General features: G+C 65.8%; 26 protein-coding genes and 2 riboswitches. Of the genes, 11 read left to right on the top strand and 15 right to left on the bottom strand.

Translation table 11 applies throughout. The annotated features are described in order from the left end of the window. The 6 genes from smc to J0H39_20490 all read left to right on the top strand — a co-directional run bounded on the left by smc (position 1) and on the right by J0H39_20490 (position 6,124). Positions 1-3,495 (top strand): chromosome segregation protein SMC, encoded by a 3,495-nt coding sequence (smc, locus tag J0H39_20515; GenBank protein ID MBN9499144.1) that lies wholly within the window; start codon positions 1-3, stop codon positions 3,493-3,495. Between the two features lie 191 nt (positions 3,496-3,686). After that, positions 3,687-4,013 (top strand): AtpZ/AtpI family protein, encoded by a 327-nt coding sequence (locus J0H39_20510; protein MBN9499143.1) that lies wholly within the window; start codon positions 3,687-3,689, stop codon positions 4,011-4,013. Between the two features lie 18 nt (positions 4,014-4,031). Further along, positions 4,032-4,766 carry a F0F1 ATP synthase subunit A gene (locus tag J0H39_20505; protein ID MBN9499142.1) on the top strand — a complete coding sequence of 245 codons (735 nt, stop codon included), beginning with the start codon at positions 4,032-4,034 and terminating at the stop codon, positions 4,764-4,766. An 84-nt stretch (positions 4,767-4,850) separates the two neighbouring features. Next, positions 4,851-5,075: a F0F1 ATP synthase subunit C gene (locus tag J0H39_20500; GenBank protein ID MBN9499141.1), complete on the top strand. Its 225-nt coding sequence runs from the start codon at positions 4,851-4,853 to the stop codon at positions 5,073-5,075. Positions 5,076-5,138: 63 nt separating this feature from the next. Beyond that, entirely contained in the window at positions 5,139-5,621 is a 483-nt protein-coding gene (locus tag J0H39_20495; GenBank protein MBN9499140.1) for a F0F1 ATP synthase subunit B', read from the top strand. 14 nt (positions 5,622-5,635) lie between these two features. Then, complete coding sequence (locus tag J0H39_20490) at positions 5,636-6,124, top strand: F0F1 ATP synthase subunit B (protein MBN9499139.1); 489 nt, start codon at positions 5,636-5,638, stop codon at positions 6,122-6,124. 104 nt (positions 6,125-6,228) lie between these two features. On the opposite strand, the gene J0H39_20485 is transcribed toward J0H39_20490, so the two are convergent. The 8 genes from J0H39_20485 to J0H39_20450 all read right to left on the bottom strand — a co-directional run bounded on the left by J0H39_20485 (position 6,229) and on the right by J0H39_20450 (position 12,534). After that, entirely contained in the window at positions 6,229-6,615 is a 387-nt protein-coding gene (locus tag J0H39_20485; GenBank protein ID MBN9499138.1) for a type II toxin-antitoxin system VapC family toxin, read from the bottom strand. Beyond that, complete coding sequence (locus tag J0H39_20480; protein ID MBN9499137.1) at positions 6,612-6,920, bottom strand: type II toxin-antitoxin system VapB family antitoxin; 309 nt, start codon at positions 6,918-6,920, stop codon at positions 6,612-6,614. Before J0H39_20480 ends, J0H39_20485 begins: the two co-directional genes overlap by 4 nt. 60 nt (positions 6,921-6,980) lie before the next feature. Further along, entirely contained in the window at positions 6,981-8,564 is a 1,584-nt protein-coding gene (gcvPB, locus tag J0H39_20475) for an aminomethyl-transferring glycine dehydrogenase subunit GcvPB (protein MBN9499136.1), read from the bottom strand. Continuing rightward, positions 8,564-9,910 carry an aminomethyl-transferring glycine dehydrogenase subunit GcvPA gene (gene gcvPA / locus J0H39_20470; protein ID MBN9499135.1) on the bottom strand — a complete coding sequence of 449 codons (1,347 nt, stop codon included), beginning with the start codon at positions 9,908-9,910 and terminating at the stop codon, positions 8,564-8,566. The genes gcvPB and gcvPA overlap by 1 nt, the downstream gene beginning before the upstream one ends. Continuing rightward, a complete protein-coding gene (gcvH, locus tag J0H39_20465) occupies positions 9,910-10,290 on the bottom strand; it encodes a glycine cleavage system protein GcvH (GenBank protein ID MBN9499134.1) in 381 nt (126 codons plus the stop codon). Before gcvH ends, gcvPA begins: the two co-directional genes overlap by 1 nt. Positions 10,291-10,302: 12 nt before the next feature. Continuing rightward, positions 10,303-11,412, bottom strand: coding sequence for a glycine cleavage system aminomethyltransferase GcvT (gcvT, locus tag J0H39_20460; GenBank protein ID MBN9499133.1), 1,110 nt, complete (start codon positions 11,410-11,412; stop codon positions 10,303-10,305). 52 nt (positions 11,413-11,464) lie between these two features. After that, positions 11,465-11,575: riboswitch (glycine riboswitch) on the bottom strand. Positions 11,576-11,579: 4 nt separating this feature from the next. Beyond that, positions 11,580-11,677, bottom strand: a riboswitch (glycine riboswitch). A 71-nt stretch (positions 11,678-11,748) separates the two neighbouring features. Then, positions 11,749-12,291, bottom strand: coding sequence for a hypothetical protein (locus J0H39_20455; protein ID MBN9499132.1), 543 nt, complete (start codon positions 12,289-12,291; stop codon positions 11,749-11,751). A 3-nt stretch (positions 12,292-12,294) separates the two neighbouring features. Continuing rightward, a complete protein-coding gene (locus J0H39_20450; GenBank protein MBN9499131.1) occupies positions 12,295-12,534 on the bottom strand; it encodes a CDGSH iron-sulfur domain-containing protein in 240 nt (79 codons plus the stop codon). 75 nt (positions 12,535-12,609) lie between these two features. Between J0H39_20450 and ispH the strand changes: the two genes are divergently transcribed. From ispH to rnhA, 4 genes are read left to right on the top strand one after another with little or no spacing between them, the layout of a single operon-like run. Beyond that, the gene (ispH, locus tag J0H39_20445) at positions 12,610-13,557 is read left to right on the top strand and encodes a 4-hydroxy-3-methylbut-2-enyl diphosphate reductase (GenBank protein ID MBN9499130.1); all 948 of its coding nucleotides are present in this window, start codon (positions 12,610-12,612) and stop codon (positions 13,555-13,557) included. Then, complete coding sequence (locus tag J0H39_20440; GenBank protein MBN9499129.1) at positions 13,557-14,516, top strand: homoserine kinase; 960 nt, start codon at positions 13,557-13,559, stop codon at positions 14,514-14,516. The genes ispH and J0H39_20440 overlap by 1 nt, the downstream gene beginning before the upstream one ends. Positions 14,517-14,527: 11 nt before the next feature. After that, complete coding sequence (locus J0H39_20435; protein MBN9499128.1) at positions 14,528-15,211, top strand: SIMPL domain-containing protein; 684 nt, start codon at positions 14,528-14,530, stop codon at positions 15,209-15,211. Continuing rightward, a complete protein-coding gene (gene rnhA, locus J0H39_20430; protein ID MBN9499127.1) occupies positions 15,208-15,678 on the top strand; it encodes a ribonuclease HI in 471 nt (156 codons plus the stop codon). The genes J0H39_20435 and rnhA overlap by 4 nt, the downstream gene beginning before the upstream one ends. Positions 15,679-15,712: 34 nt before the next feature. Here rnhA and J0H39_20425 read toward each other — a convergent pair whose 3' ends face one another. Then, entirely contained in the window at positions 15,713-16,198 is a 486-nt protein-coding gene (locus tag J0H39_20425) for a peroxiredoxin (GenBank protein MBN9499126.1), read from the bottom strand. A gap of 84 nt (positions 16,199-16,282) precedes the next feature. Continuing rightward, on the bottom strand, positions 16,283-18,385 hold the full coding sequence (locus J0H39_20420) for a thioredoxin family protein (protein MBN9499125.1): 2,103 nt from the start codon (positions 18,383-18,385) through the stop codon (positions 16,283-16,285). 17 nt (positions 18,386-18,402) lie between these two features. On the opposite strand from J0H39_20420, the gene J0H39_20415 reads away from it, so the two are divergent. Then, the gene (locus tag J0H39_20415; GenBank protein MBN9499124.1) at positions 18,403-18,981 is read left to right on the top strand and encodes a YqgE/AlgH family protein; all 579 of its coding nucleotides are present in this window, start codon (positions 18,403-18,405) and stop codon (positions 18,979-18,981) included. Here J0H39_20415 and J0H39_20410 read toward each other — a convergent pair. From J0H39_20410 to J0H39_20390, 5 genes are all read right to left on the bottom strand, one after another. Further along, positions 18,978-20,237 carry an insulinase family protein gene (locus J0H39_20410; GenBank protein MBN9499123.1) on the bottom strand — a complete coding sequence of 420 codons (1,260 nt, stop codon included), beginning with the start codon at positions 20,235-20,237 and terminating at the stop codon, positions 18,978-18,980. The two genes, J0H39_20415 and J0H39_20410, sit on opposite strands and share 4 nt — an antisense overlap. Continuing rightward, a complete protein-coding gene (locus J0H39_20405) occupies positions 20,234-21,625 on the bottom strand; it encodes a threonine synthase (GenBank protein ID MBN9499122.1) in 1,392 nt (463 codons plus the stop codon). Before J0H39_20405 ends, J0H39_20410 begins: the two co-directional genes overlap by 4 nt. 94 nt (positions 21,626-21,719) lie before the next feature. Beyond that, positions 21,720-23,210: a carboxypeptidase M32 gene (locus J0H39_20400; GenBank protein MBN9499121.1), complete on the bottom strand. Its 1,491-nt coding sequence runs from the start codon at positions 23,208-23,210 to the stop codon at positions 21,720-21,722. Further along, on the bottom strand, positions 23,207-23,923 hold the full coding sequence (locus tag J0H39_20395) for an SURF1 family protein (protein ID MBN9499120.1): 717 nt from the start codon (positions 23,921-23,923) through the stop codon (positions 23,207-23,209). The genes J0H39_20400 and J0H39_20395 overlap by 4 nt, the downstream gene beginning before the upstream one ends. Then, positions 23,916-24,272: a DUF983 domain-containing protein gene (locus J0H39_20390; protein MBN9499119.1), complete on the bottom strand. Its 357-nt coding sequence runs from the start codon at positions 24,270-24,272 to the stop codon at positions 23,916-23,918. Before J0H39_20390 ends, J0H39_20395 begins: the two co-directional genes overlap by 8 nt. Positions 24,273-24,287 lie beyond the last annotated feature (15 nt).

The following is a 24,287-nucleotide window of genomic DNA, read 5'->3' as shown; positions in this document are numbered from 1 at the left end:
ATGCATTTCGCCAAGCTGCGCCTGTCCGGTTTCAAATCGTTCGTCGAACCGACCGAGTTCGCGATCGAGCCCGGTCTGACCGGCATCGTCGGCCCCAACGGCTGCGGCAAGTCCAACCTTGTCGAAGCCTTGCGCTGGGTCATGGGCGAAACGCGCGTCAAGCAGCTGCGCGGCGGCGAAATGGACGACGTGATTTTCGCGGGCACCACCAGCCGCCCGGCGCGCAACGTGGCCGAAGTGTCGCTGTCGGTCGAAAACCCCGACCACAAGGCCCCGCCCGCCTATAACGACATGAGCGACTTCGAAGTCGTGCGCCGGATCGAGCGCGAGAAGGGCTCGGCCTATCGCATCGGCGGGCGCGAAGTGCGCGCGCGCGACGTGCAGCTGTTCTTCCAGGATGTCGGCACGGGTGCGCATTCGCCGTCGCTGGTCAGCCAAGGCCGCATCAGCGCGCTGATCCAAGCCAAGCCCACCGAGCGCCGCCAAGTGCTGGAGGAAGCCGCGGGCATCACGGGCCTGCATTCGCGCCGCCACGAAGCGGAATTGAAGCTCAAAGCCGCCGAGCAGAATCTGGCACGCCTCGACGACGTGCTGACGACGCTGGCCACGCAGCTTGAAAGCCTGAAGAAGCAGGCCCGCCAAGCCGCGCGCTATCGCAACATGAGCGATCTGGTGCGCCGCGCCGAAGCGATCATGTTCCATCTGCGCTGGCAGGCGCAGACGGCCGAAACGCTGACGGCGCAGGAACGCCTGAAGGAAGCCGAAGCGCTGGTGATCGAGATCACGACGCGCGCGGCCCATGGCGCGACGATCCTCGCCGAAGCACAGGCCGCCTTGCCCGCGCTGCGCCAGGAAGAAGCCGAAGCCGCCGCGGCCCTCGCGCGCTTGCAGATGGCGGGCGAACAACTCGCCGCCGAAGAAGCGCGCCTCGCCGCCCAAATCGAAAAACTCGACGCGACGATCGCGCAACTTGCCGCCGACAAGGCGCGCGAAGAAGCGCTGGTCGCGGATGCGCAAGCCGCCCATGCGCGCTTGACCGCCGAGCTCGAAGAACTCGCCAACGCCGACATCGCGGCTGACGAGGAACTTCGCGATCTCGATGGCGATATCCGCAACCGCCGCGAAGCGGTGGAAGCGCTCGACGAGGAACTGGCCCGCGCGACCGAAGCGGTCGCCAAGGCCGAATCCGAACGCGCGTCGCTGACGCGCGAAATCAACGACCTGACCGGCCGTTTGGGCCGCTTGGCCGAACGGCGCGCGGTCGTCGAGGGCGAGAAGACGCGCCTCGAAGAAGAACTCGCCGGGGCCGACGCGCAGCGCCACGAAGCCGAGATGAAGCTCGCCGAGGCGGACGAAGCGCTGAACGCCGCCCTTTCCGCCGCCGAGGAAGCCGAAGCCGCGCGCCGGGCCGCGCAAGAGGAAGAATTCGGGGCCCGCGAAGCCGCGCGCGAAGCCGATGCGGAATTCGCCAAGCTCGATGGTGAGCGCCAGGGTATTTCGCGCGCACTCGCCGCCTCGCGCGGCAAGGCGACGGATTTCCCGCCCGCCCTAGATTCGATCCGCGTGACGCCCGGCTACGAAAAGGCGCTGGGCGCGGCGTTGGGCGACGATCTCGCCGCCGCCCTCGATGCGGCCGCCCCGCATCACTGGCGCATGCTCGATATCGCGGGCACGCCCGCCCCGTTGCCGCTGGAAGCGCAATCGCTGGCGCAATATGTCGAAGCGCCCGCCGCCTTCGCGCGCCGCTTGGGCCAGATCGGCGTGGTCGCCGATATGGAAACGGCCGAGCGCGTCGCGCCGCAACTCGCGCAAGGTCAGCGTCTGGTGACGCGCGACGGCGCCTTGCTGCGCTGGGACGGTTTCGTGCAGACCGGTGCGGCCGTCACGCGCGCCGCCGAAACCTTCGAACTGCGCAATCGCCTGGAAAGCCTGGAAGCGCAAGTCGTGCGCGCCAAGGAAATCGCCGACGGCGCCAAGGCGCGCTATCAGGCGGCGCAACAAGCCGCGCGTGCGGCCGACGCCGCCGATCAGCAGGCCCGCCAAGGTGCGAAATCCGCGCAAGGGGCGATCGACGGCGCGCGCTCCGCGATCGTGCAGATCCAGCGCACGACCGAGGGCCGTTCGGCCAAGCTCGGCACGCTGGTCGAGCAGATCGAACGCCTGACCGTCGAAAACGACGAGTTCCAGCTGCGCCTCGACACGGCGCAAGCCCGCTTCGCCGAAATCCCCGACCCGACCGAAGCGCGCGCCAAGCTCGCCGAGGACCGCCAGACGCTGTCGGGTGCGCGCAAGGAACTGGCCGAACGCGAAGCCGCGTCGCAGCGCTTGCAGCGCGAGCGCGAAGGCCGCGAGCGTCGCCGTGTCGCCATCGGCCACGAGAACGCCGAATGGGCGCGCCGCGAAGAAGGCGCCAAGACGCAGATCGAATCGATCGATGGCCGTTCGGCTGCGACGACGACGGAGCGCGAGGGCCTGTCGGCCCGCCCCGGCGAAATCGCCGCCGAGCGTTCCGCGTTGCTCGACAAGACGCATGAAGTGGAAGCCTTGCGCCGCGAGAAGGCCGATCGCTTGGCCGAAGCGGAAAGCGCCGTGCTGGAAGCCGACCGCGCGTTGAAGGCGGTCGAGAACACGCTGATGTCGGCGCGCGAAGATCGCGTGCGCGCGCAAGCCTATGCCGAACAGCAAGCCGCCAACGAAGCCACGCTGACCCAGACGATCCGCGAGCGCCTGGATTGCGCGCCGGATGCGTGCTTGGCGGCGGGCATGATCGAGGCGGACGAGGAATTGCCGGGCCTCGAGCAGATCGAGAACCGTTTGGAGCGCTTGATCAAGGAGCGCGACAATATGGGCCCGGTCAATCTGCGCGCCGAGCAGGAAGCCGAGGAAGTCGAAGCCCAGATCGCCGGCATGAACGCCGAGAAGGACGACCTGGTCCAGGCGATCGCCAAGCTGCGCGGCGGCATCTCTGCCCTCAACAAGGAAGGCCGCGAACGTCTGCGCGTCGCCTTCGAAGCGGTCGACAAGCACTTCCAGGATCTGTTCGGCCGTCTGTTCGGCGGCGGGCGCGCACATCTGACCTGGGTGCCCGTGATGGGGCCCGACGGTCAGGTCGTCGACGATCCGCTCGAAGCCGGGCTCGACATCATGGCCTCGCCGCCGGGCAAGAAGCTGCAGTCGCTCACGCTGCTCTCGGGCGGCGAACAGGCGCTGACCGCGCTATCGCTGCTCTTCGCGGTGTTCCTCACCAACCCCGCCCCGATCTGCGTGATGGACGAAGTCGACGCGCCCCTCGACGACGCGAACGTCGATCGCTTCTGCACGCTGCTCGACGAAATCGCCCGCTCCTCGGGCGTGCGCTTCGTCGTGGTCTCCCACCACCGTCTGACGATGGCGAAAATGGATCGCCTGTTCGGCGTGACGATGGCCGAGCGCGGCGTGTCGACCCTGGTGTCGGTCGATATGCGACAAGCCGAGAAACTGCGCGCGACCGCCTAAGGGCCTCTGGAAACATCCGCCCTTTCAAAGGCTTAGGCGGTCAGCGTGATCCTTGACAGGGGGCGGCACCGCCCCTATTGTCCGCGCGCGTCAGCCGGGTGAAAGGGCGGATTCTTCTGTCTTTTCAACCGTTTTCCCCGAGTTGCCGGGTGCCCTTCGCGCTTGCGAAGGGTCCGGGTCTGGAGCTTGCCATGGACGACCGCGATCAGCGGGCCATCGACGAGATCCAGGCGCAGGTCGATGCGCTGCAAGCGCGCCGTTCGAAGGCCGATAAAAAATCGGCGCGCACGGCCGGCCGCAGCACGGGGCAGATGGGCCTGGGGTTCCGCATCTCGGTGGAGATGCTGGCGACACTGGCGGTCGGCACGGGCATGGGCTTCGTGCTGGATCGCTGGCTCGGCACCTCGCCGTGGTTGACGCTCGTGTTCCTCATGCTCGGCGCCGCCGCCGGTATGAGAAACGCGATCCGGGTCGCAACGCGCATCAGCGCCGAGCGGTCCAAGACCGAGACGAAATAACCGGACGGAGTTCCAAACGTGTCGAGCCCTCTCGATCAATTCCAGATCAAGCCGATCGTTCCCATCGAAATCGCGGGGCTCAACCTCGCCTTCACGAACTCCGCCTTGTGGATGACCGTGGCCGCCGCGGGCGCCACGTTCTTCCTGGTCTCGGCCGCCTCGGGCGCCAAGATCGTGCCGGGCCGCCTGCAATCGGCCGCGGAAGTGCTCTACGAGTTCATCGCCGGCATGGTCCGCGAGAACGTGGGCGACGAGGGCAAGAAGTACTTCCCGTTCTTCTTCACCCTGTTCATGTTCGTTCTGTTCGGCAATCTCGTCGGCCTGATCCCCGGCGCCTTCACCTTCACCAGCCACATCGTCGTGACCTTCACGATGGCGCTGATCATCTTCCTGACGATCACGCTGATCGGCTTCGCGCGCCACGGCACGCATTTCCTGTCGCTGTTCTTCCCGTCGGGCGCCCCGTTGGCGACGGCGCCGATCCTGATCCCGATCGAAGTCATCTCCTACATGTCGCGCCCGATCTCGCTGTCGGTGCGACTTTTCGCGAACATGACCGTCGGCCACATCATCCTGAAGATCTTCGCCGGCTTCGTCATTTCGCTGGGCGCTTTCTTCGTGATCCCGGGCGTGGTGCCGTTCTCGGTGCTCGTCGGCATCATGGCGCTGGAATTCTTCGTGGCCGCGCTTCAGGCCTACATCTTCACGATCCTGGCGTGCATCTACCTGCACGACGCGATCCACCTGCACTGACCTTCGCCCCGCCGGCCCGAAAAATGTGGACCGCCGGCGGGAACGAATGGCCGGTAAACCAACCAAGAGAGAAGGATACGTTTCATGGAAGCAGCAGCAGCTAAGCTCATCGGCATGGGCCTCGCCGCCATCGGCATGATCGGCGCGGGCATCGGCGTGGGTTCGGTGTGGGCGAGCCTCATCGCCGCCGTGGCCCGCAACCCGGCCGCCAAGGACAACGTTCAGGTCTTCGCTTACATCGGCTTCGCCGTCACCGAGTTCATCGCGCTGCTCGCCTTCGTCATCGCGATTCTGATCTTCGTGTCCTAAGCCTCTTCCGGCCCTTCCTTCGGGAAGGGCCGGCCCCTTTCCTCCCGCATACGGGAACCGGCCATGCCGCAATTCGACCCGACCTGGTTCGCGAGCCAAATCTTCTGGCTCCTGGTCATTTTCGCGATCTTCTACTACGTCGTCGCCGGCGCCGTGACGCCCAAGCTGGGTGCCGCCATCGAGGCGCGCGAGAAGCAGATCGAAGGCGATCTCGCCAAGGCGGGCGCGCTCAAGGAAGAAACCGACAAGATGGTCGCGGCCTACGAGAAGGCTTTGGCCGAGAGCCGCGCGAAGGCCCAGGCCGTGCGCGGCGAAACCGAAGCCGCCGCCGCCAAGCACGCCGCCGAATTGTCGGCGCGCCAGGGTGCGGAGCTCGCCGACAAGATCAAGTCGGCCGAAGGGCGCATCGCCGACGCGCGCAAGGCCGCGTTGGCCAATGTCGAAGCCATCGCGGGCGAAATCGCCGCCGACGCGGCGCGCAAGATCGCCGGCCTCAATGTCAGCGAAGCCGACGCCAAAGCGGCCGCCGCCGCCGCGCGCGCCTGAAGGAGATCCGGATAATGGCGATCCTGCACAACGAATATCTCTGGATCACGCTGGCGATCGTGGCGCTGTTCTACTTCGCCTGGACGCCGGCCAAGACGGCGCTCCTCGCCGGTCTGGACGCGCGCGCCGAGCGTATCCGCAAGGATCTCGACGAAGCCGCCAGCTTGCGCGCCGCCGCCGAAAAGCTGCTGGGCGAATACGTCGCCAAGCACAAGGAAGCGATGGCCCAGGCCGACGCGATCGTCGCCAACGCCAAGGAAGAGGCCGCGCGCCTCGCCGCCAAGGCCGAAGCCGATCTGCAAGCCGCGCTGAAGCGCCGCGAAGACGCGGCGATGCAGCGTATCGCCCAGGCCGAAGCCCAGGCGACCGCCGAAGTGCGTTCGGCCGCCGTCGACCTCGCGATGGCCGCCACGGGCAAGCTGCTCGCCCAGGGCCTCGATCGCGGCCGCCAGGACGCGCTGATCGACGGCGCGATCAAGAACATCCCGGGCCGCTTGAACTGACGCTTTAGCGTCACCCCGGCCGAGCCTTCGGCGAGAGCCGGGGTCTCGAACGAACAAACCCCGCCGGAGCGATCCGGCGGGGTTTTTCGTTGGGCGCCCTCGATTCAAGCGATCGCTGCGCGAATATCCGTCTTGGCGAAATCGGCGCCGATATACAGCAACGGCGCTTCGCTCACTTGCGCCAGCGCATAGGCGAAGCAATCGGCGAGGTTCAGCCCCGCCGCGTGGCGACCCTTGCCGAAATTCTTGAACGCATTCCACGCCGCATCGGATTGGGCCTCGTCGGTCGGCACGATCTCGATGCCGAACACGGCGCGCAACCGCTCCATCTCGGCGACGGCGTCATGCCGTTCGGCGACGATCCGCGCTTCGAGCCAATTGACCGGCGCCATCACGCAATCGGGATCCGCGATCAGCGCCTTGCGGATTTGATCGGCTTTCGCTTCGTCGCGCAGCATCGCCACCAGCGCCGAAGCGTCGACGACGATCATTTCGGCAGGCCGTGCTCGTCGTAGAGATCGTCATGATCGCCGCTCGGCCAAGGCTTGCCGGTGGCGGCGAATTCGGCGCGTTTCGCCGCCATACGGCGCTGAATCGCCGCCGTTTCGGTTTCGATGCGCGCGATTTCGGCCGCCGAACGGACCAGCGGGCGCGCCAAAACCCGGCGCAGCAATTCGGTATAGCCGAGCCCCGTCTCGGAACTGCGCGCGCGCAAAAGCCGCAGCACGTCGGGGCTCTTGATGCTCAAGCCCTTGGCCGCCGCGTCGCGCTTGGTCTTCTTGATCGGTCTGCCCATCGCCGTTTCCGGCTAGTTTCTACCCTGATGGGTAGAAACTAGCACGGGACCGGCTTGGCGTCACTCCGCCGCTTGCGCGGTGGGCGACGGCGGCGGGGTGGGCTTCCAGCGCAGAATCGGGCTGCGCGCGGCGCGCGTTTCGTCCAGGCGCCGGCGCGGGGTGAGCCGCGGCGCCGCGTGGAAGAAATCGGCCTGATCGCCCTTCTTCGCCAGGGTGGCGAGGTGGCGCAAGGAATCGATAAACGCGTCGAGCGATTCCTTGTTCTCGCTTTCCGTCGGCTCGATCAGCATGGCGCCGTGGACGACGAGCGGGAAATACATCGTCATCGGATGATACCCCTCGTCGATCAGCGCCTTGGCGAAGTCGAGCGTCGACACGCCCGTATCCTTCAAGAACGCATCGTCGAACAGCGCCTCGTGCATGCACGGGCCGCCGGCGAAGGCCGGGCTCATCACATCCTTCAAGCGCGCGAGGATGTAATTCGCGTTCAGCACCGCGTCGGTCGAGGCTTGGCGAATCCCGTCCGAGCCGTGGCTGAGCATGTAGGCCAAGGCGCGCACGAACATGCCCATCTGGCCGTGGAAGCCCTTCAAGCGGCCGAAGGGCGACGTGCCCGACTTCTTGGTTTCGACGAGTTCGAAACCTTTGGCGCCATGCACGACATAGGGCAGCGGCGCATAAGGCGCCAACGCCGCCGACAACACGACGGGGCCCGAGCCCGGGCCGCCGCCGCCATGCGGTGTGGAGAACGTCTTGTGCAGATTGATATGCATCGCGTCGACGCCGAGATCGGCCGGGCGCACGCGGCCCGCGATCGCGTTGTAATTGGCGCCGTCGCAATAGAAATAGCCGCCCGCCGCGTGGACGAGATCGGCGATCTTTTTGATGTCGCCTTCGAACAACCCGCAAGTGTTGGGGTTGGTCAGCATGATCGCGGCGACATCGGGGCCCAGCTTCTTCTCGAACGCCGCCAGATCGACGCGCCCGCGTTCGTTCGCCGGGATCGGATCGACGGTAAAGCCGAGCAACGCGGCCGTCGCGGGATTGGTACCGTGCGCGGATTCAGGCACGAGCACGCGGCGGCGCGTGGCGCCCTCGCCTTTCGCCTGGATCGCGGCCCAGATCGCGACCATGCCGCAGAGCTCGCCATGGGCGCCCGCCGCCGGGCTCATCGCCACCGCCGGCATGCCGGTCAGCGTCTTCAGCCAATGCGCCAGCGTGTCGATGAGCTCGAGCGCGCCCTGCACGGTTTTTTCCGGCTGCAGCGGATGGATATCCGCGAAGCCCGGCAGACGCGCCATCTTCTCGTTCAGGCGCGGGTTGTGCTTCATCGTGCACGAGCCGAGCGAGAACAGGCCCGAATCGATACCGTAGTTCTTCTGCGACAGGCGCGTGAAATGGCGCACGACCTGCGGCTCGGAAAGATCGGGCAAGCCGATCGCGCCTTTGCGCGCGAAGGCGCCGAGCTTGTTCGCGGCACCCTGGGGCGCTTCCGGCACGTCCACACCGACGCGGCCGGGCACGCCTTGCTCGAAGATCAGTTTTTCTTCGAGCTGCAATCCACGATGGCCCGACGCGGTGACGAAAGGCGGGAGTTCCTGGGCGGGCGCGTCTTGTGCGCTGCGGCCTTGCGACTTGTCCATCACAGCACCTCCGCGAGCTTCGTCGCGAACAGATCCATGTCTTCCACCGTGTTCGTTTCCGTGACCGCGACGATCAGCGTCTTGGCCATCGACGCATCGCCCGGCCACAGACGCGAACCGGGCACGCCGGCGAGCACGCCCTTGTCGGCGAGCGCATCGACGACTTCACCCGCATCGCGCGGCAATTCGATCGCGAATTCGTTGAAATAGGCGTCGGTGAGGAGTTTGACACCCTTCACCTTGGCGAGCTTGGCTTCCAGCGTCGTCGCCAGCGCATGATTGAGGCCCGCGAGACGCCGCAAACCCGTTTCGCCCAACAACGACAGATGCACCGTGAAGGCGAGCGCGCAGAGCCCCGAATTGGTGCAGATATTCGACGTCGCCTTTTCGCGGCGGATATGCTGCTCGCGCGTCGAGAGGGTCAGCACCCAGCCGCGCTTGCCGTCCGCATCCACCGTTTCGCCGCACAAGCGGCCCGGCATCTGGCGGACATATTTTTCCTTGGCGGCGAACAGGCCCACATAAGGCCCGCCGAAATTCAGCGCGTTGCCGATCGATTGGCCTTCGGCCACGACGATATCCGCACCCATCGCACCCGGCGGCGTGACCGCCCCCATCGACACGATCTCGGGGATCGCAACGATCAGCAACACACCCGCCTTTTGGCAGGCGGCGGCGAGCGACGTCAGGTCCTGCAAGCGGCCGAACACGTTCGGGTATTGCACGACGACGCTGGCGGTCTTGGCGTCGAGCTTGGCTTCGATGCCCGCAAGCCCATCGACGTTCGGGGCGAGCGACACGACCTCGAAGCCCGAGAACTTGCCGTGGGTTTCAATCGTTTCGCGATAATGCGGATGCACGGCCCCGGACAGGATCGTCTTGCCGCGCCGCGTGACACGATTGGCCATCTGCACCGCTTCGACCGCGGCGGTCGCCGCGTCGTACATCGACGCATTGGCGACATCCATGCCGGTCAGCATCGCGACCTGCGTCTGGAACTCGAACAGATATTGCAGCGTGCCTTGCGCGATTTCCGGCTGATAGGGCGTGTAGCTCGTCAGGAACTCGCCGCGCTGGATGATCGCATCGACCGAGGCGGGCACGTGATGGCGATAAGCGCCCGCGCCTAAGAAGCTCGCTTGCGAACCGGCGGGGCGGTTCTTCGCCGCAAGCCCGCTCAGGATGCGCTCGACTTCCAGCTCGCTCTTGGTCGCGGACAGACCCGCGACCGGCCCGGCCAAACGCGCCGCGGCGGGCACGTCGACGAACAGCTCGTCGGCCGATTTGACGCCGATCGCCGCCAGCATCGCGGCGCGATCGGAATCGGTATGCGGCAGATAACGCATCAGCCCAGGCCCTTCACGTAGTCGGCATACGCCGCTTCGTCCATCAACTCGGCGAATTGCGCGGTGTCGCCGGTCTTCAGCTTGAAGAACCAGCCGCCCGTCGTGGGCTCGCGGTTGATCAAGCCCGGATCGGCGCTGAGCGCGTCGTTGATGCCGACGACCGTGCCGCCGACGGGCGAATACACGTCCGACGCCGCCTTGACCGATTCGACCACGGCGGCTTGGCCACCCTTGGCGATCTGCTTGCCGATTTCCGGCAGGTCGACGAACACGACGTCGCCGAGCTGGCTTTGCGCGTAGTCGGAAATGCCGATCTCGTAGACGTCGCCGTCGGCGACGCGGATCCATTCGTGGTCTTTGGTGAAACGCAATTCGGCCATGTGTCGGGTCTCCTAACCGCGGAAATAACGATGGGGGGCGAAAGGCATTCCCGCGATTTTGGCGGGAAGCGTCTTGCCCCGGACGACGAGCCCGACCGGCGTGCCGGGCTGGGCGAAGGAAGCGGGCACATAGCCCATGGCGATCGGGCCGTTCACCGTGGGCCCGAAACCGCCCGAGGTGACGATGCCGATCTTGTTGCCGTTGGCATCGACGATCTCCGTGCCTTCGCGGGCAGGGGCGCGGCCTTCGGGCAGAATGCCCACGCGCTTGCGCGACGGCCCGTCGGCGAGTTCCTTTTGCACGCGCGCGGCACCTGGGAAGCCGCCTTCGGCGCGCCGGCGCTTGGAAATCGACCAGACCAGATCGGCTTCGATCGGCGAGGTCGTCGTGTCGATATCGTGGCCGTAGAGGCAAAGCCCCGCTTCGAGACGCAGCGAATCGCGCGCGCCCAAACCGATCGGCTTCACTTCCGGCTGATCGAGCAGCAGCTTCGCCAGACCTTCGGCCTGCGACGCAGGGACCGAAATCTCGTAGCCGTCTTCGCCGGTGTAACCCGAGCGCGTGAACCAGCAATCGAACGCGCCGATCTTCCCGGCACGCAGAGTCATGAATTTTTGGCCGACGCTGTCGGGCGCCAAACGCGCCATCACCTCGGCCGCTTTCGGTCCCTGCAACGCCAGCAAGGCGCGATCGTCGAGGCGCACGAGCTTCGCGCGCGATCCGATTTTGGCGTCGATGCGCGCGAAATCGGCGTCTTTGCACGCCGCGTTGACGACGAGATAGAGCCCGTCGTTGCGCTTCGTCGCCATCAGATCGTCGAGGATGCCGCCATTGTCGTCGGTCAGCTGCGTGTAGCGCGTGGCCCCCTCCTTCAACACTTGAAGGTCGCCGGGCACGAGCGTTTCGAGCGCCGTCGCGGCATCGGGGCCCAACAGCAAGGCCTGTCCCATATGCGACACGTCGAACAGCCCGGCGGCGGCGCGGGTGTGCAAATGCTCGTTCAAAATGCCGGCGGGATAATGCACGGGCATCGCATAGCCCGCGAACGGCACCATTTTGGCGCCCAGCGAACGATGCAACGCATCGAGCGGCGTGAATTTCAGGTTTTCGTCGTCGGACAAAACGGAACTCCGGAGTCGGGCGCGCAAATGCCGGATTATTCATCCGGCCGTGGGCGCCCCCTCTGTCCTGGGACCTGAAAGAATCGCCTGCCCTTGCGGGAGACTTACCTCTTCGGTGGGCTTATGGACCGAAACCCATACGCCGCTTTCCAGAGTTCGCAACTCGACGCCTGATCGCGGTCCTTTTGCCTGAGAGTTTCCGGGGCGGTTGCTCCTTCGGCGCCGCGCCGTCCGAAAACGACGCGGTCTCTCCCGCGATAGGCACCCCCAAGATAAAGGGAGTCCCTGGCGGGTCAAGCTGCTCGTCGATTGTGTGGATGAATTCGCCCGGTTCGATCAGCGCGGCCCGCGCTGGCGGCGGTTCCATTCCAGCTGATCTTCGGTCAGCTGGAAACCGATCATCACGCGATAGGACGGGCCGTCGAAATTGGATTTAAGCGCGATTCGCGGCTCCAATTCCTCCACCCGGCCCACGCGGGTCCGGTTGTCGGGAAACTCGAACGCCGCCTGGAAGAAATCCTTGGCGACGATGTTCTGCTCGCCGTCCAGGATCGCGACGAAATACGACAGATTGGCCTTGCGCGCGCGATCGGCGGGGCCGCGTTCGGCCGCGATGGCGACTTGCAGATCCAGCACCACGCCCGGCTTGGCGCTTCGGCCGGTCGCGTATTCGCACGCGATCTTGAAATCGACGATCTGGGCTTGCGCCACCACATCGGTCAGATCGCGGCCTGGCCCTTCGCGGAACTGGACCAGCGTATTGGCGTCGGGCACCAGCCCGCCGCGCGGGCAGGTCGCCGTGGTGGCAAGATCGGGCGACGAACAGGCCGAAAGAACGGCGGCGGCGAGGCCCGCCGCGACGAAAATTTTACGCAACAAGTGTCAAAGCCCCTTATGCCCGCCGTCGCACAAAGGCTGGTTCTTGGTCGCCTTGCAACCGCAGAAGAACAGCTTTTTCGCTTGGCCGGCTTCGTATTTCATCGGCTGGATACCCGTGCCCGAATGCGAACCGTCGCAGAAGGGCTGCTTCTTCGACCGGCCGCAGGCGCACCACCAATAGGTTTTTCCCGCTTCGACATCCACGGGATAGGGCGCTTTCTGGGCGACGACGGGATCGGCCATTCTTCGAGCCTCCGGAACGGGCTGGAATCGCGCTGCGACTCCGGTATATCACGGGGCGACAATAGGATTTCCCCTATGCCCGCACAAGCTTCCCTGACGATCCTGCTCGCCGGCCCGCGCGGATTCTGCGCCGGGGTGGACCGCGCGATTTTGATCGTCGAACGGGCGCTGGAACGCTACGGCACGCCGGTCTATGTGCGCCACGAAATCGTCCATAACCGCCACGTGGTCGAGGCGCTGGAACGCAAAGGGGCGATTTTCGTCGCCGAACTGGACCAGGTGCCGGACGACCGGCCGGTCGTGTTCTCCGCCCATGGCGTGCCCAAATCGGTGCCCGCCGAGGCGCAACGCCGCGAGATGATCTATCTCGACGCGACCTGCCCGCTGGTCAGCAAAGTCCATAGCGAGGCCGAGCATCACCGCAAGGCCGGCCGCCATATCGCCTTGATCGGCCATGCCGGCCACCCCGAAGTGGTCGGCACGATGGGCCAATTGCCCGAAGGCTCGATCACGCTGGTCGAGGACGAAGAACAGGCGCGCCGCGTAAATCTTCCCGCCGGGCCGCTCGCCTACGCGACGCAAACCACGCTGTCGGTCGACGACACGGCCGGGATCGTCGCGGAACTTTTGCGGCGTTTCCCCGACATGCTGCCGCCGCGAAAGGACGATATCTGCTACGCGACGACCAATCGCCAAGCGGCGGTGAAGGCGATCGCCGCGCGCAGCGACGCGGTGCTGGTGATCGGCTCGACCAAATCGTCGAATTCGCTGCGCCTCGTCGAAGTCGCCAAACGCGCGGGCTGCGCCAACGCCCATTTGGTCGCCAGTGCGGCCGATATCGATTGGGCGAAGCTCGGGCCCATCCGCACGCTCGGGCTTTCGGCCGGCGCCTCGGCGCCCGAAATCCTGGTGCAGGAAACGATCGACGAAGCGCGCAAGCGTTTCGCCGTGACGATCGAAGACGTCGTCACCGCCGTCGAGGACGTGAAGTTCAATCTGCCCCGCGCGCTGGAATCCGCCTGATGGCCGTCTATACCGATGTCGACGACGAGGCCCTCACGCGGTTCCTGAAGGATTACGGGATCGGCTCGCTGGTCGCCTATCGCGGCATCGCGGAAGGCGTGGAGAATTCCAACTTCGTGCTCGAAACGGGCCAAGGGCAATTCATTCTCACGCTCTACGAGAAGCGCGTGAAGCGCGAAGACCTACCCTTCTTCCTCGGCCTGATGGAACATCTCGCCGCCAAGGGGATCGCTTGCCCCACGCCGATCCATCGCAACGATGGCGCGTTGCTGGGCGAGCTTTGCGGCCGCCCGGCGGCAATCGTCTCGTTTTTGAAGGGCGTGTGGCCGCGCAAGATCGAGATCGGGCATTGCGCGCCGGTCGGCGAAGCGTTGGCGAGCCTTCATGTCGCGGGCGCGGATTTTTCGATCCGCCGCGAAAACGCGTTGGGCCCGGCGGGCTGGCGCCCGCTTTACGATTCGTGCAACGGCCGTGCGGACGAAGTGGAAAAGGGCCTCGCCGCGTTGATCGAAAGCGAGCTCGATTTCCTCGACGCGAACTGGCCGCGCGATCTGCCGCAGGGCGTGATCCACGCCGATTTCTTCCCCGACAACGTCTTTTTCCTCGACGGCAAATTCTCAGGGATGATCGACTTCTATTTCGCGTGCAACGACATCCTCGCCTACGACCTCGCCATCTGCCTCAATTGCTGGTGCTTCGAAGGCGACGGTTCGTTCAACGCGACCAAGGCGCGCCGGCTGGTCGCGGGCTATACGGCCAAGCGCGCGCTATCGGCAGCCGAAACCGCCGCCTTGCCGGTGATGGCGCGCGGCTCCGCGCTGCGCTTTCTGCTCACGCGGCTTTACGATTGGCTCAACCATCCGCCGGGCGCCTTCGTCCGGCCCAAAAATCCCCTCGAATACGCCAAGAAGCTGCGCTTCCATCGCGCCGTTCCCTCGCCGTCGGCTTACGGCCTTTGAAGGAGACGAAAATGCGCGCCGCTTTGATCGCTCTGTTGTTGATCGCCACCCCCGTTTTGGCGGCCGAGCCGACCGTGCTGACGCTGGGCGAAAGTGCCGAACGCGCGGTGCCGCAGGACAAGCTGTTCGTGTCCTTGCGCGCCGAGGCGACCGCGCCGAATGCCGCGGCCGTGCAGGCCGAGATCAACAAGCGCATGGATGCGGCACTCGCGCGCGCCAAAGCGGTGCAGGGCGTGGAGGTCGAAACCGGCGGCTATTGGACCAGCGAGGAACGCCCGCAAGGCCAGCCGCGCCGCTGGCGCGGGGCGGCAACGCTGGAAATCTCCGGGACCGATTTCGCGTCCGTGACCGCGCTCGCCGGCGGCTTGCAGGAAGCGGGACTTGCCATGTCGGGCATGCGTTTCGATCTGCGCCGCGAGACGGCGCGCGCGGCCGAAGACGTGTTGACGCGCGAAGCGCTCGCCCGCGTGCAGGCGCGTGCCGCCAGTGCGGCCGACGCGCTCAATATGAAGATCGCGGGCTATCGCGCGATCCGCGTCGGCGCGGTCAACGAACAGCCGCCGATGCGCCCCGTGATGATGCGCGCCGCCCCGGCGATGGCGTCGGCCGATTCGGCCCCCGCCCCTTCCGCCGAACCCGGCCGCGCCACGGTGCGCGTCTCGGTCGAGGCCGACGTCTTGCTGGAAGCGAAGTGAGCGAAGACGACGCAAACCTCGTCGAGATTTTCACCGACGGCGCGTGCTCGGGCAATCCCGGCCCCGGCGGCTGGGGGGCGATCTTGCGTTTTCGCGGCGTGGAGAAGGAACTTTCCGGCGGCGAAACGCCGACGACCAATAACCGCATGGAGTTGATGGCGGCGATCGAAGGGCTCAAGGCCCTCAAACGCCCCGCGCAAGTGCGCGTGTGGACCGACAGCGTCTATGTGCGCGACGGCATCACGAAGTGGGTCCATGGCTGGAAACGGTCGGGCTGGAAAACCGCCGACAAGAAGCCGGTGAAGAACGTCGATCTGTGGCAGGCGCTGCTGGAAGCGGCCAAGCCCCACGACGTGGAATGGCGCTGGATCAAGGGCCATGCCGGCCATCCGGAGAACGAACGCGCCGACGCGCTGGCGCGCGGCGGCATCGCGACGCTCAAGGCAAACAAAAACCCCGACGCCTGAGGCGCCGGGGTTTCGGTAACGAAGCGAATTTCGCTTAGTTGACTTGCGTCAGCATCGTCTCGGCGTTCGAGACTTCGAAGGCACCCGGCTTTTCCAGGTTGAACGCCTTCACGTCGCCGTCGACGACATAGGCCGAGAAGCGCTTCATGCGCAGGCCCATGCCGTAGCCCGTGCCGTCCATCTCGATGCCCAGGGCCTTGGCGAATTCCGCGTTGCCGTCGGCGACCATCAGAACCTTGTCGGCCACGTTCTGGCTCTTGCCCCAGGCGTCCATGACGAACGAGTCGTTCACGGAGATGCAGACGATCGTATCGACGCCCTTCTCCTTGAACTTGTCGAAATTGGCGAGATAGCCGGGCAGATGCTTGGCCGAGCAGGTCGGCGTGAACGCGCCGGGCAGGCCGAAGATCGCGACCTTCTTGCCCTTGAAGATCTCGTCGGTCGTGATTTCCTTCACGCCGTCCTTCGTCATATGACGCAGTTTCACGGACGGGATCTTGTCGCCTGCCTTGATGGTCATCGAGCCGTCTCCGGTCGTTTTGGGTTGGGTGCGAAGGATGTAAATCCAAGCCGGGCGGAAAGCAACCCGGCCGCGTGTGGGGGATTATTTCGCTTTGGCGAAGGCCGCCAAAACCGCGTCTTCGCTCAATAATTCGGGTAGGGGCGCGCCGCCGGCGGCCGCGGGTCCGTAGACCGCGTTGAAGGGAATACCGTAGCGACCGAATTCGGCCAGATACGCGGCGATGCGCGGATCGGGGCGCGTCCAGTCGGCGCGCATCGGAATCGCCGTGCCGTCCGACAGCGCCTTGGCGACCCGGCCCCGGTCGATGACCAAGCGCTTATTGACCTGACAGGTCACGCACCACTCGGCGGTCACGTCGACGAACACGATCTTGCCGTCGCGCACCGCCGCGTCGATCGCCGCGCGGTCGAATTCGCGCCAGGAAATCGTTTCGTCGGCCGCGATCGCGGTGGGCGTTTCGGCGAAGCGCAACGGCAAGGCAATGGCGAACACCGCCCCGGCCGCCAACAGCAACGGCCGCGCCTGGCTGCGTTCGAGCCCGCGCACCAGCCACAAGCCGAACACCACGGCGCCGAGCACGAAACCCAACGCGGCGGCGGCCGTCTCGCCCGCTTGGCTCGCCAGCACCCAAACGAGCCACAAGGCCGTGCCCGCGAGCGCCACGCCGAGCACGGCGCGCAGTTTGAGAATCCACGGGCCCGGGCGCGGCAGGATGCGCGCGGCCGAAGGGAATGCGGCGACGGCGAGATAAGGCAGCGCCAAGCCGATTCCCAATGCCGCGAAGATCGACACGATTTCGACGGGCCCGCGCGCCAGCGCGAAACCGACGGCGGTGCCGACGAACGGCGCCGAGCAAGGCGTGGCCAACAATGTCGCGAACATGCCCGTCGCGAAGGACCCGGCGGCCGAGCCCGCATCGGCGCGATCGGCCAACGCACGCGGCAACGGAATTTCGAACAAGCCCCAGAGATTCGCTGCGAACAGCGTGACGATCAGCGCCATCCCCGCCAGGAACCACGGCATCTGGAATTGGAGGCCCCAGCCGATCGTCTCGCCGCCCAGCTTCAGCGCGATCAACGCGCCCGCCAGAATTAAGAACGACACGACGATGCCAGCCGATGTGGCCAGGAACGCGATGCGCAGCTTGCGTGGACCGGCGCCGCCCAACGCCGCCACACCCGCGAGCTTCATCGCCAGCACCGGCAGCACGCAAGGCATCAGGTTGAGGATCAAGCCGCCGAGCAAGGCGATCGCCAGGATCGCGGCGAAAGAGCCGGTGAACACGGGGGCCGGCGGTGCGACGCCCAGCGTCAGCAGGCGCTCGATCGCGCGCTGGCCATCGACGAGCGTGAGCGTCGCGGCCGTGCCGTCGAGTTTCGCCGCCGATTTGTCGCCGGTCGCGGCGAAGGTCAGCGTGGCGTATCGCCCGCCATCGACGAAGGCGATTTCGGGCTTGGCGAAACGCCAGCCTTCTTGCGCTTCGACGAACAGATCAGGCGCCTCGAAACGCGGATTGGCGCTGGCGCGCACCACCAGTGCTGCTTGCGGCCCGTCGCGGAACGCCGCGCTTTCGATGGCGATGCCGTTGACGCCGCGCCCGTCCTTGTCGATCTGCGGGATCGCGGATTCGTAACGCGCGATTTCGTGCGTATGCGCGGTCGGCGCTTGGCTTCCCGCCGGCAGGTCCAGCGCCAAATCGGCGCGATAAGGGATGCAGAGATTCTCGCAGACCAACACGTCCACGGCCGCACGCACCCGCGTTTCACCGGCGCCTTCGCTGCGCGCGGCGATCGGCAGAATCACCGTGCCGCCATAGCCGAACGTCTCCAGATCGAACAAGGTGAAACGATGCGGGGCGGGAAAGCGCAAATTCGCGTCGGTGAAATTCGCCGATCCCGTCCAATCGATCGTCGGCGGCAGGCCCGCATCGCCCGGCGAGCGCCAATAGGTTTTCCACCCCGGCGCCATTCGCATTTCAAGGCCGAGGCGCAACGCCCCGCCCTCGCCCGACGCCGCACTGCCGGAAACGAGGCGCAGCGAAATTTCCTTATGCCGCACCCAGTCGCTTTCCTGCGCGGATGCGATGCCGCTATTTCCCACAATCAGCGCGGCAAACCCCAGCGCCACGGCGATGCGTCGCGCGTAACGGAACACCGACCCCACCTGTAAACGCGGCGTTTTCATGCTAGTCTAATATGGTCATGGGAAAGAGCCGCGTCGAGATCCCCACGTTCTTCGCCGGGCATTTGCTTGTCGCCATGCCCGGCATGCCCGATCCGCGTTTCGCGCGAACGGTCATTTATATGTGCGCCCACACGAAGGACGGCGCGATGGGCTTGGTCATCAACAAGCCGTTCACGCAGCTGACCTTCCCCGATCTTCTGGACCAGCTCGACATCAAGGCGGCGTCCGGTGCCAAGGCGATCCGCATGCGCACCGGCGGCCCGGTCGAATCCGGGCGCGGCTTCGTGCTGCATTCCGACGACTACATGCAGGACGGCACGATGCGCGTGCAGGACGGCATCGCACTGACCGCGACGGTCGATATTCTGAAAGCGATGGCGCAGGGCGACGGCCCGCGCCGGTCGCTGCTCGCCTTGGGTTACGCCAATTGGGGCCCGGGCCAGCTGGAAGGCGAGTTGACCGGCAACGGGTGGCTGACCGTGCCGGTCGACGACGACATCGTGTTCGACGCCGATCTCGACACGAAATGGCATCGCGCGCTGATGAAGGCCGGTGCCCATCCCAGTTTCCTGTCGGGCGAAGCGGGCCACGCTTAGGCGGCCAGACGTTCCGCGATTTTCGCGAGCGATTCGAGCTTGCCGAGCGGCCCCATCGCCGCGAGCGTGGGCTTGCCGGTCAGGATGCGCCGCGCGACGCGCACCAGATCGTCGGCCGCCACGGCTTCGACCTTGCGCGACACTTCTTCCGGCGTCACGTCGCGGCCATAGACCAGCAGGTTCGAGCCCAGCGCGTCCATGCGCGCATTGGTGCTTTCCAGCGACATCAACAGCCCGGCCTTCATCTGCGCCTTGGCACGGCGGATTTCGGCGTCGCCGGGCACGGCGAAGGCGCCGCGCAATTCGGACACGAGCGCGGGGATGAGCTCCGCCATCTCTGTTTCGCCCGTGCCCGTATAGATATCGAACACGCCGCCATCCATGTAGGACGCGGCATGCGCCGAGACCGAATAGGCGAGGCCGCGCCGCTCGCGGATTTCCTGGAACAGGCGCGAGGACATGCCCCCGCCCAGAATCGTCGCCAGCACCTGCACGGGCCAGTAATCGGGATCGGCAAGGCCGACACCGGGGAAGCCGAGCACGAGATGCGCCTGTTCGAGATCGCCGTCGTCGCGGAACTCGCCGCCTGCGTAACGCGCGGGCTCCTCGACCAGCTTGGCGTCGCCCGTCCAATCGCCGAACAGCTTGGCGACTTCCGCGTCGAACGTCTCGGCGTCGAGATTGCCCGCCGCGACGACGATCGTGTTGCTGGGCGCGTAGGCCGATTTGCGCCACGCGATTGCCGCGTCGCGCGCCATGGTGCGGATCGTGTTCGCGTCACCCAGCACCGGCCGGCCAAGCGCTTGGCCCGGATAGGCGGTTTCGTGGAAGCGGTCGAAAATCACGTCGTCGGGCGTGTCTTCGACCTGGCCGAGCTCCTGCAAAATCACGCCGCGTTCGCGCTCGAACTCGGCGGGATCGTAGACCGAGCGCAGATAGACGTCCGACAGAATATCGAGCGCGAGGCCCGTGTCTTCCTTCAGGCATTTGACGTAATAGGCGGTCTGTTCGCGCCCCGTATGCGCGTTCATGAAAGCGCCGACGGCCTCGATCTCCTCCGCGATCGCTTTCGCGTCGCGCGTGGCCGTGCCCTTGAACGCCATATGCTCGAGCATATGCGCTGCACCGTTGAGCGCCGGGCTTTCGTGGCGTGTCCCCGCCCCCACATAAACACCGACGGACGCGGTTTCGACTTGCGACATCGTATCGGTGGCGACGCGCAAACCGCTGGGCAGCGTGGTGATGCGGATGGTCATTGGGCCTTCGCGTGGGCGGCGACGTATTTCTTCAACGTCGCGGCGTCGTTGGGGAGGATATCGACGCGTTCCTCGCGTTCGAACAGATCGGCGAGGAAGTCGGGCAACGCGGGACGAATCCCCGTCGCCTTTTCGACCGCGTCGGGGAATTTCGCCGGATGCGCGGTCGAGGCGACGACGATCGGCGCCTCGGATCTGGCGCGCTGCGCGACATGGATGGCGACGGCGGTGTGCGGATCGACGATCTCGCCCGTCGTCAGACGCATCTTGGCGATGGTGTTGAGCGTTTCGGCTTCGGACGCCGCACCCGCGTCGAAGCCGTCGGCGAGCGCGCCTTGCATGCCTTGCGGGAAGGCGAGTTTCCCCGATTGGCGGAACTCGGTCATCATCGCGGCCGTCGCGCGGCCGTCGCGGCCCGCAAGCTCGAACACCAAGCGTTCGAAATTCGACGAGACCTGGATATCCATCGACGGCGTGATGGTCGGCGCGACGCTTTCCAGCGCCATCGTGCCGGTCAGGATGGTGCGCGCGACGATGTCGTTGCGATTGGTCGCGACGACCAGACGTTCGATCGGCAGGCCCATGCGGCGCGCGGCGTCGGCCGCCAGCACATTGCCGAAATTGCCCGTCGGCACGCAGAACGACACGGCGCGATCGGGCGCGCCCAGCGCCAAGGCGGCATGGACGTAATAGACGATCTGGCCCGCGATGCGCGCCCAGTTGATCGAGTTGATCGCCGACAAGTTATAGCGATCGCGAAATTCGAGATCGCCGAACAGCGCCTTCACCAGATCCTGGCAATCGTCGAAATTGCCCTCGAGCGCCACGTTATGGACGTTCGCGTCCAGCACCGTCGTCATCTGACGGCGTTGCACGGGCGAGGTGCGCCCATTGGGATGCAACACGACGATGTCGATATGCTTCGACCCCGCGACCGCCGCGATCCCGGCGGGCCCCGTATCGCCCGAGGTGGCGCCGACGATGGTGATGCGCCGGCCCTTCTTCGCCAGCACGTAATCGAACAGCTTGCCGACGAGCTGCAGCGCGTAATCCTTGAAGGCGAGCGTGGGGCCGTGGAACAGCTCCAACGTCCACAGATTGGCGTCGAGCTGCTTCAACGGCGCCACGGCCTGATGGCTGAAATTCGCGTAAGCCTCGCGCGTCAGCCGCGCCAAATCGGCGTCGGGGATCGCCCCGCCGACATAGGGCTTCAGCACCGCGAAGGCGATTTCGTGATAGCGCTTGCCGCGCAGGGCGCGCCATTCGGCGGCCGAGAATTGCGGCCAAGTTTCGGGCACGTATAATCCGCCGTCGCGCGCCAACCCTGCGAGCAACACGTCGTCGAAAGCGAGAGCGGCCGGTTCGCCGCGGGTCGAGAGATAACGCAAAGTCGAAATCCGCCGGACTTGGAAAGGAGCGCGACGTTAGCCCCGCAGACACCCGCGCGCAAGGAAGCCTAACGCCTTGGTACGGAACGCCGAATCAGCCGTCCAAATAGCGCGTTTTGAGATGCGCCTTGAACACGGCGGCATCGAGTTTCTTGCCCGTGGCGCGCGTCAGCAATTCGCCCGCCGACAGCGACGAGCCGAGCGAATGGACATTCGCGCGCAGCCACGCCATCAGCGGCTTGAAATCGCCCTTCGTGATCGACGGCTCGATCGACGGATCGGCTTGCTTCGCGGCGGCGTAAAGCTGTGCGGCGGTCATGGCGCCCAGCGTATAGGTCGGGAAATAGCCCCACGAGCCGCCCGGCCAGTGAATGTCCTGCAAGCAGCCGTCGCGATCGTCCGGCGGCACGATACCGACGAGTTCGCGCATCTGCTCGTTCCATGCCCCCGGCAGATCGGCCAGATCCATGCGGCCTTCGATCAGCGCGCGTTCCAGGCGATAGCGTAGGATGACATGCGCCGGATACGTCACCTCGTCGGCGTCCACACGGATCAGCCCGCGCGACACGCGGCGATAGACGCGCGCGAAATTCTCCGGCGTCCAGGCCGGGCCCGATTTGCCGAAAGCCGCCGCCGCCTTGGGGGCGAGATAGCGCAAGAACGCGTCGGAACGGCTCGCCTGCATCTCGACCAGCAGCGACTGGCTTTCATGCACGCTCATCCCGCGCGCGAAGCCGACCGGCTGGTTGCGCCAGGCTTGCGGCAAGCCCAGCTCGTACATCGCGTGCCCGGTTTCGTGCAGCACGCCCATCAGGCCTTTGGCGAAATCCTTCTCGTCCCAGCGCGTGGTGAGACGCACATCGTCCGGCACGCCGCCGCAGAAGGGATGATGCGACGTGTCGAGGCGCCCATGCTCGAAATCGAAACCCACGCTCGCCATCAAATCATGCGCGAGCTGCTTTTGCGTCGCGGCCGGGAACGGGCCTTCGAGCGGCAAGGCTTTGGGTTGGGCCGCTTGGCGTTCCAACACCGCGCGGGTGAAATCGGGCAGGAATTTCGCGAGATCGTCGAAGATCGCATCGATCTCGGCCGACGAGCCGCCGGGCTCGTATTCGTCGAGCAGCGCGTCGTATTTCGTGCGGCCGAGCTTCTCGGCCTTGATCGTCGCGACCTCTTTCGTCAGGTCCAGCACGCGGCGCAGATAGGGCAGCAATCCCTTGAAGTCATTTTCCTTGCGCGCGGTGCGCCAGCGCATCTCGCATTCGGAAACGGCCTTGGATTTGGCTTCGACCAGATCGCCGGGCACGGCGGTCGCGTGCAGCCAGCCCCGGCGCATTTCGCGCAAATTCGCCTGCGCCCACGGATCGGCGGGCTTGGCTTGGTCGAACAACTCCGCCATCGCGGGATCGGTCGCCTGTTCGTGCGCGATCACTTTCAGCGTGGCGACTTGATCGGCGCGGGCATTGGCCCCGCCATCGGGCATCATCGCGGCCGCGTCCCAGTCCAGCATCGCGATCGCGTCGTAGACCAGGTTCATGCGCTTGAAACGGGTTTCGAGCGCTTTGTACGCGACTTCCGGGGTCATGGCTTGCGCCTTTGCGAAATCAAATAGACCGCCGCCAGCGCGATCGCCAACGCGAACCAGGTGAACGCGTATTGCAGATGCGGGCGCGGCAATTGCGCGATCGTCTGCCCGCCCAGCGGCCAGCCGCCGGGATTGCGCGGCTCCAATTCCTGCTCGACATAGACCGGCAGCGCCGAGGCAAGCCCCGCCGCCTTGGTCATCGCAGGCAGGTCGAACCAGAACCATTGGTTCCTGTCGGGCACGTTGTCGGGCATCAACGGGCCGCGGCGCGGCTCGTCGCGCAATACGCCTTCGACCGTCACCGGCCCGGCGACTTGGCCTTGGGGCCGCGTCGACGCGTTTTGATGCTGCTTGTCGACCCAGCCGCGATTGACGATGACGGCGGGCTTCCCGTCGCGCAGCAGCGGCGTGAGGATGTAGAAGCCTTCGTTGCCGCGCTGCGAACGGCCATAGACATGAATCTCGTGCGCGTGCGACCACGTGCCCGTCGTCTTCACGCGGCGGAAGCGGTCTTGCGCGGGATCGGCGAGGACCACATCGATATCTTCGGGCGGCAGCGCCATGCGTTCGGCGCGCAATTCGTTTTCGGCCGTCCGCTCGATATGGCGCGACAACTGCCAGCCCGACAGGCAGAGCAAAAAAATCACGCCGGGAACGGAAATCAGCGTGGGGACAAGCTTGGGCGCGAAGCCCGGGATCAGGCGATCAAGCATCGAAATCGTCGCGGCGATGGCGGTATTGCATGGCGATCAATATGGCCTTCATGACCCGCAGCATCCAGATGCCCAGGCCGAAAATCGGCACGGGCCACAACAAAGCATGGACCCAGAAGGGCGGTTCGTAGCGCGCTTCGACGATCAAGGCGGGGATCACCACGATCGCGCCGAGGAGCAGCATGACCAGCACGGCGGGCCCGTCGCCCTCCTCGTGCGACTTCATGTCGAAGCCGCAGGAATCGCATACGGGACGCACCGAAAGAGACAGGGCGCCCTCGAAGAGGGCGCCCTGACCGCAACGCGGACAACGTTGGAGGAGTCCGGCCGTAATCGGCGAGGCGGGCATCAACCCGCCTTTCCG

This window comes from Alphaproteobacteria bacterium (assembly GCA_017308135.1).
In the GTDB taxonomy this organism is placed as follows: Bacteria; Pseudomonadota; Alphaproteobacteria; order CACIAM-22H2; family CACIAM-22H2; genus Tagaea.
The sequence above is the reverse complement of the archived record's forward strand: the minus strand, read 5'-3'. Positions and strand labels throughout refer to the sequence as shown.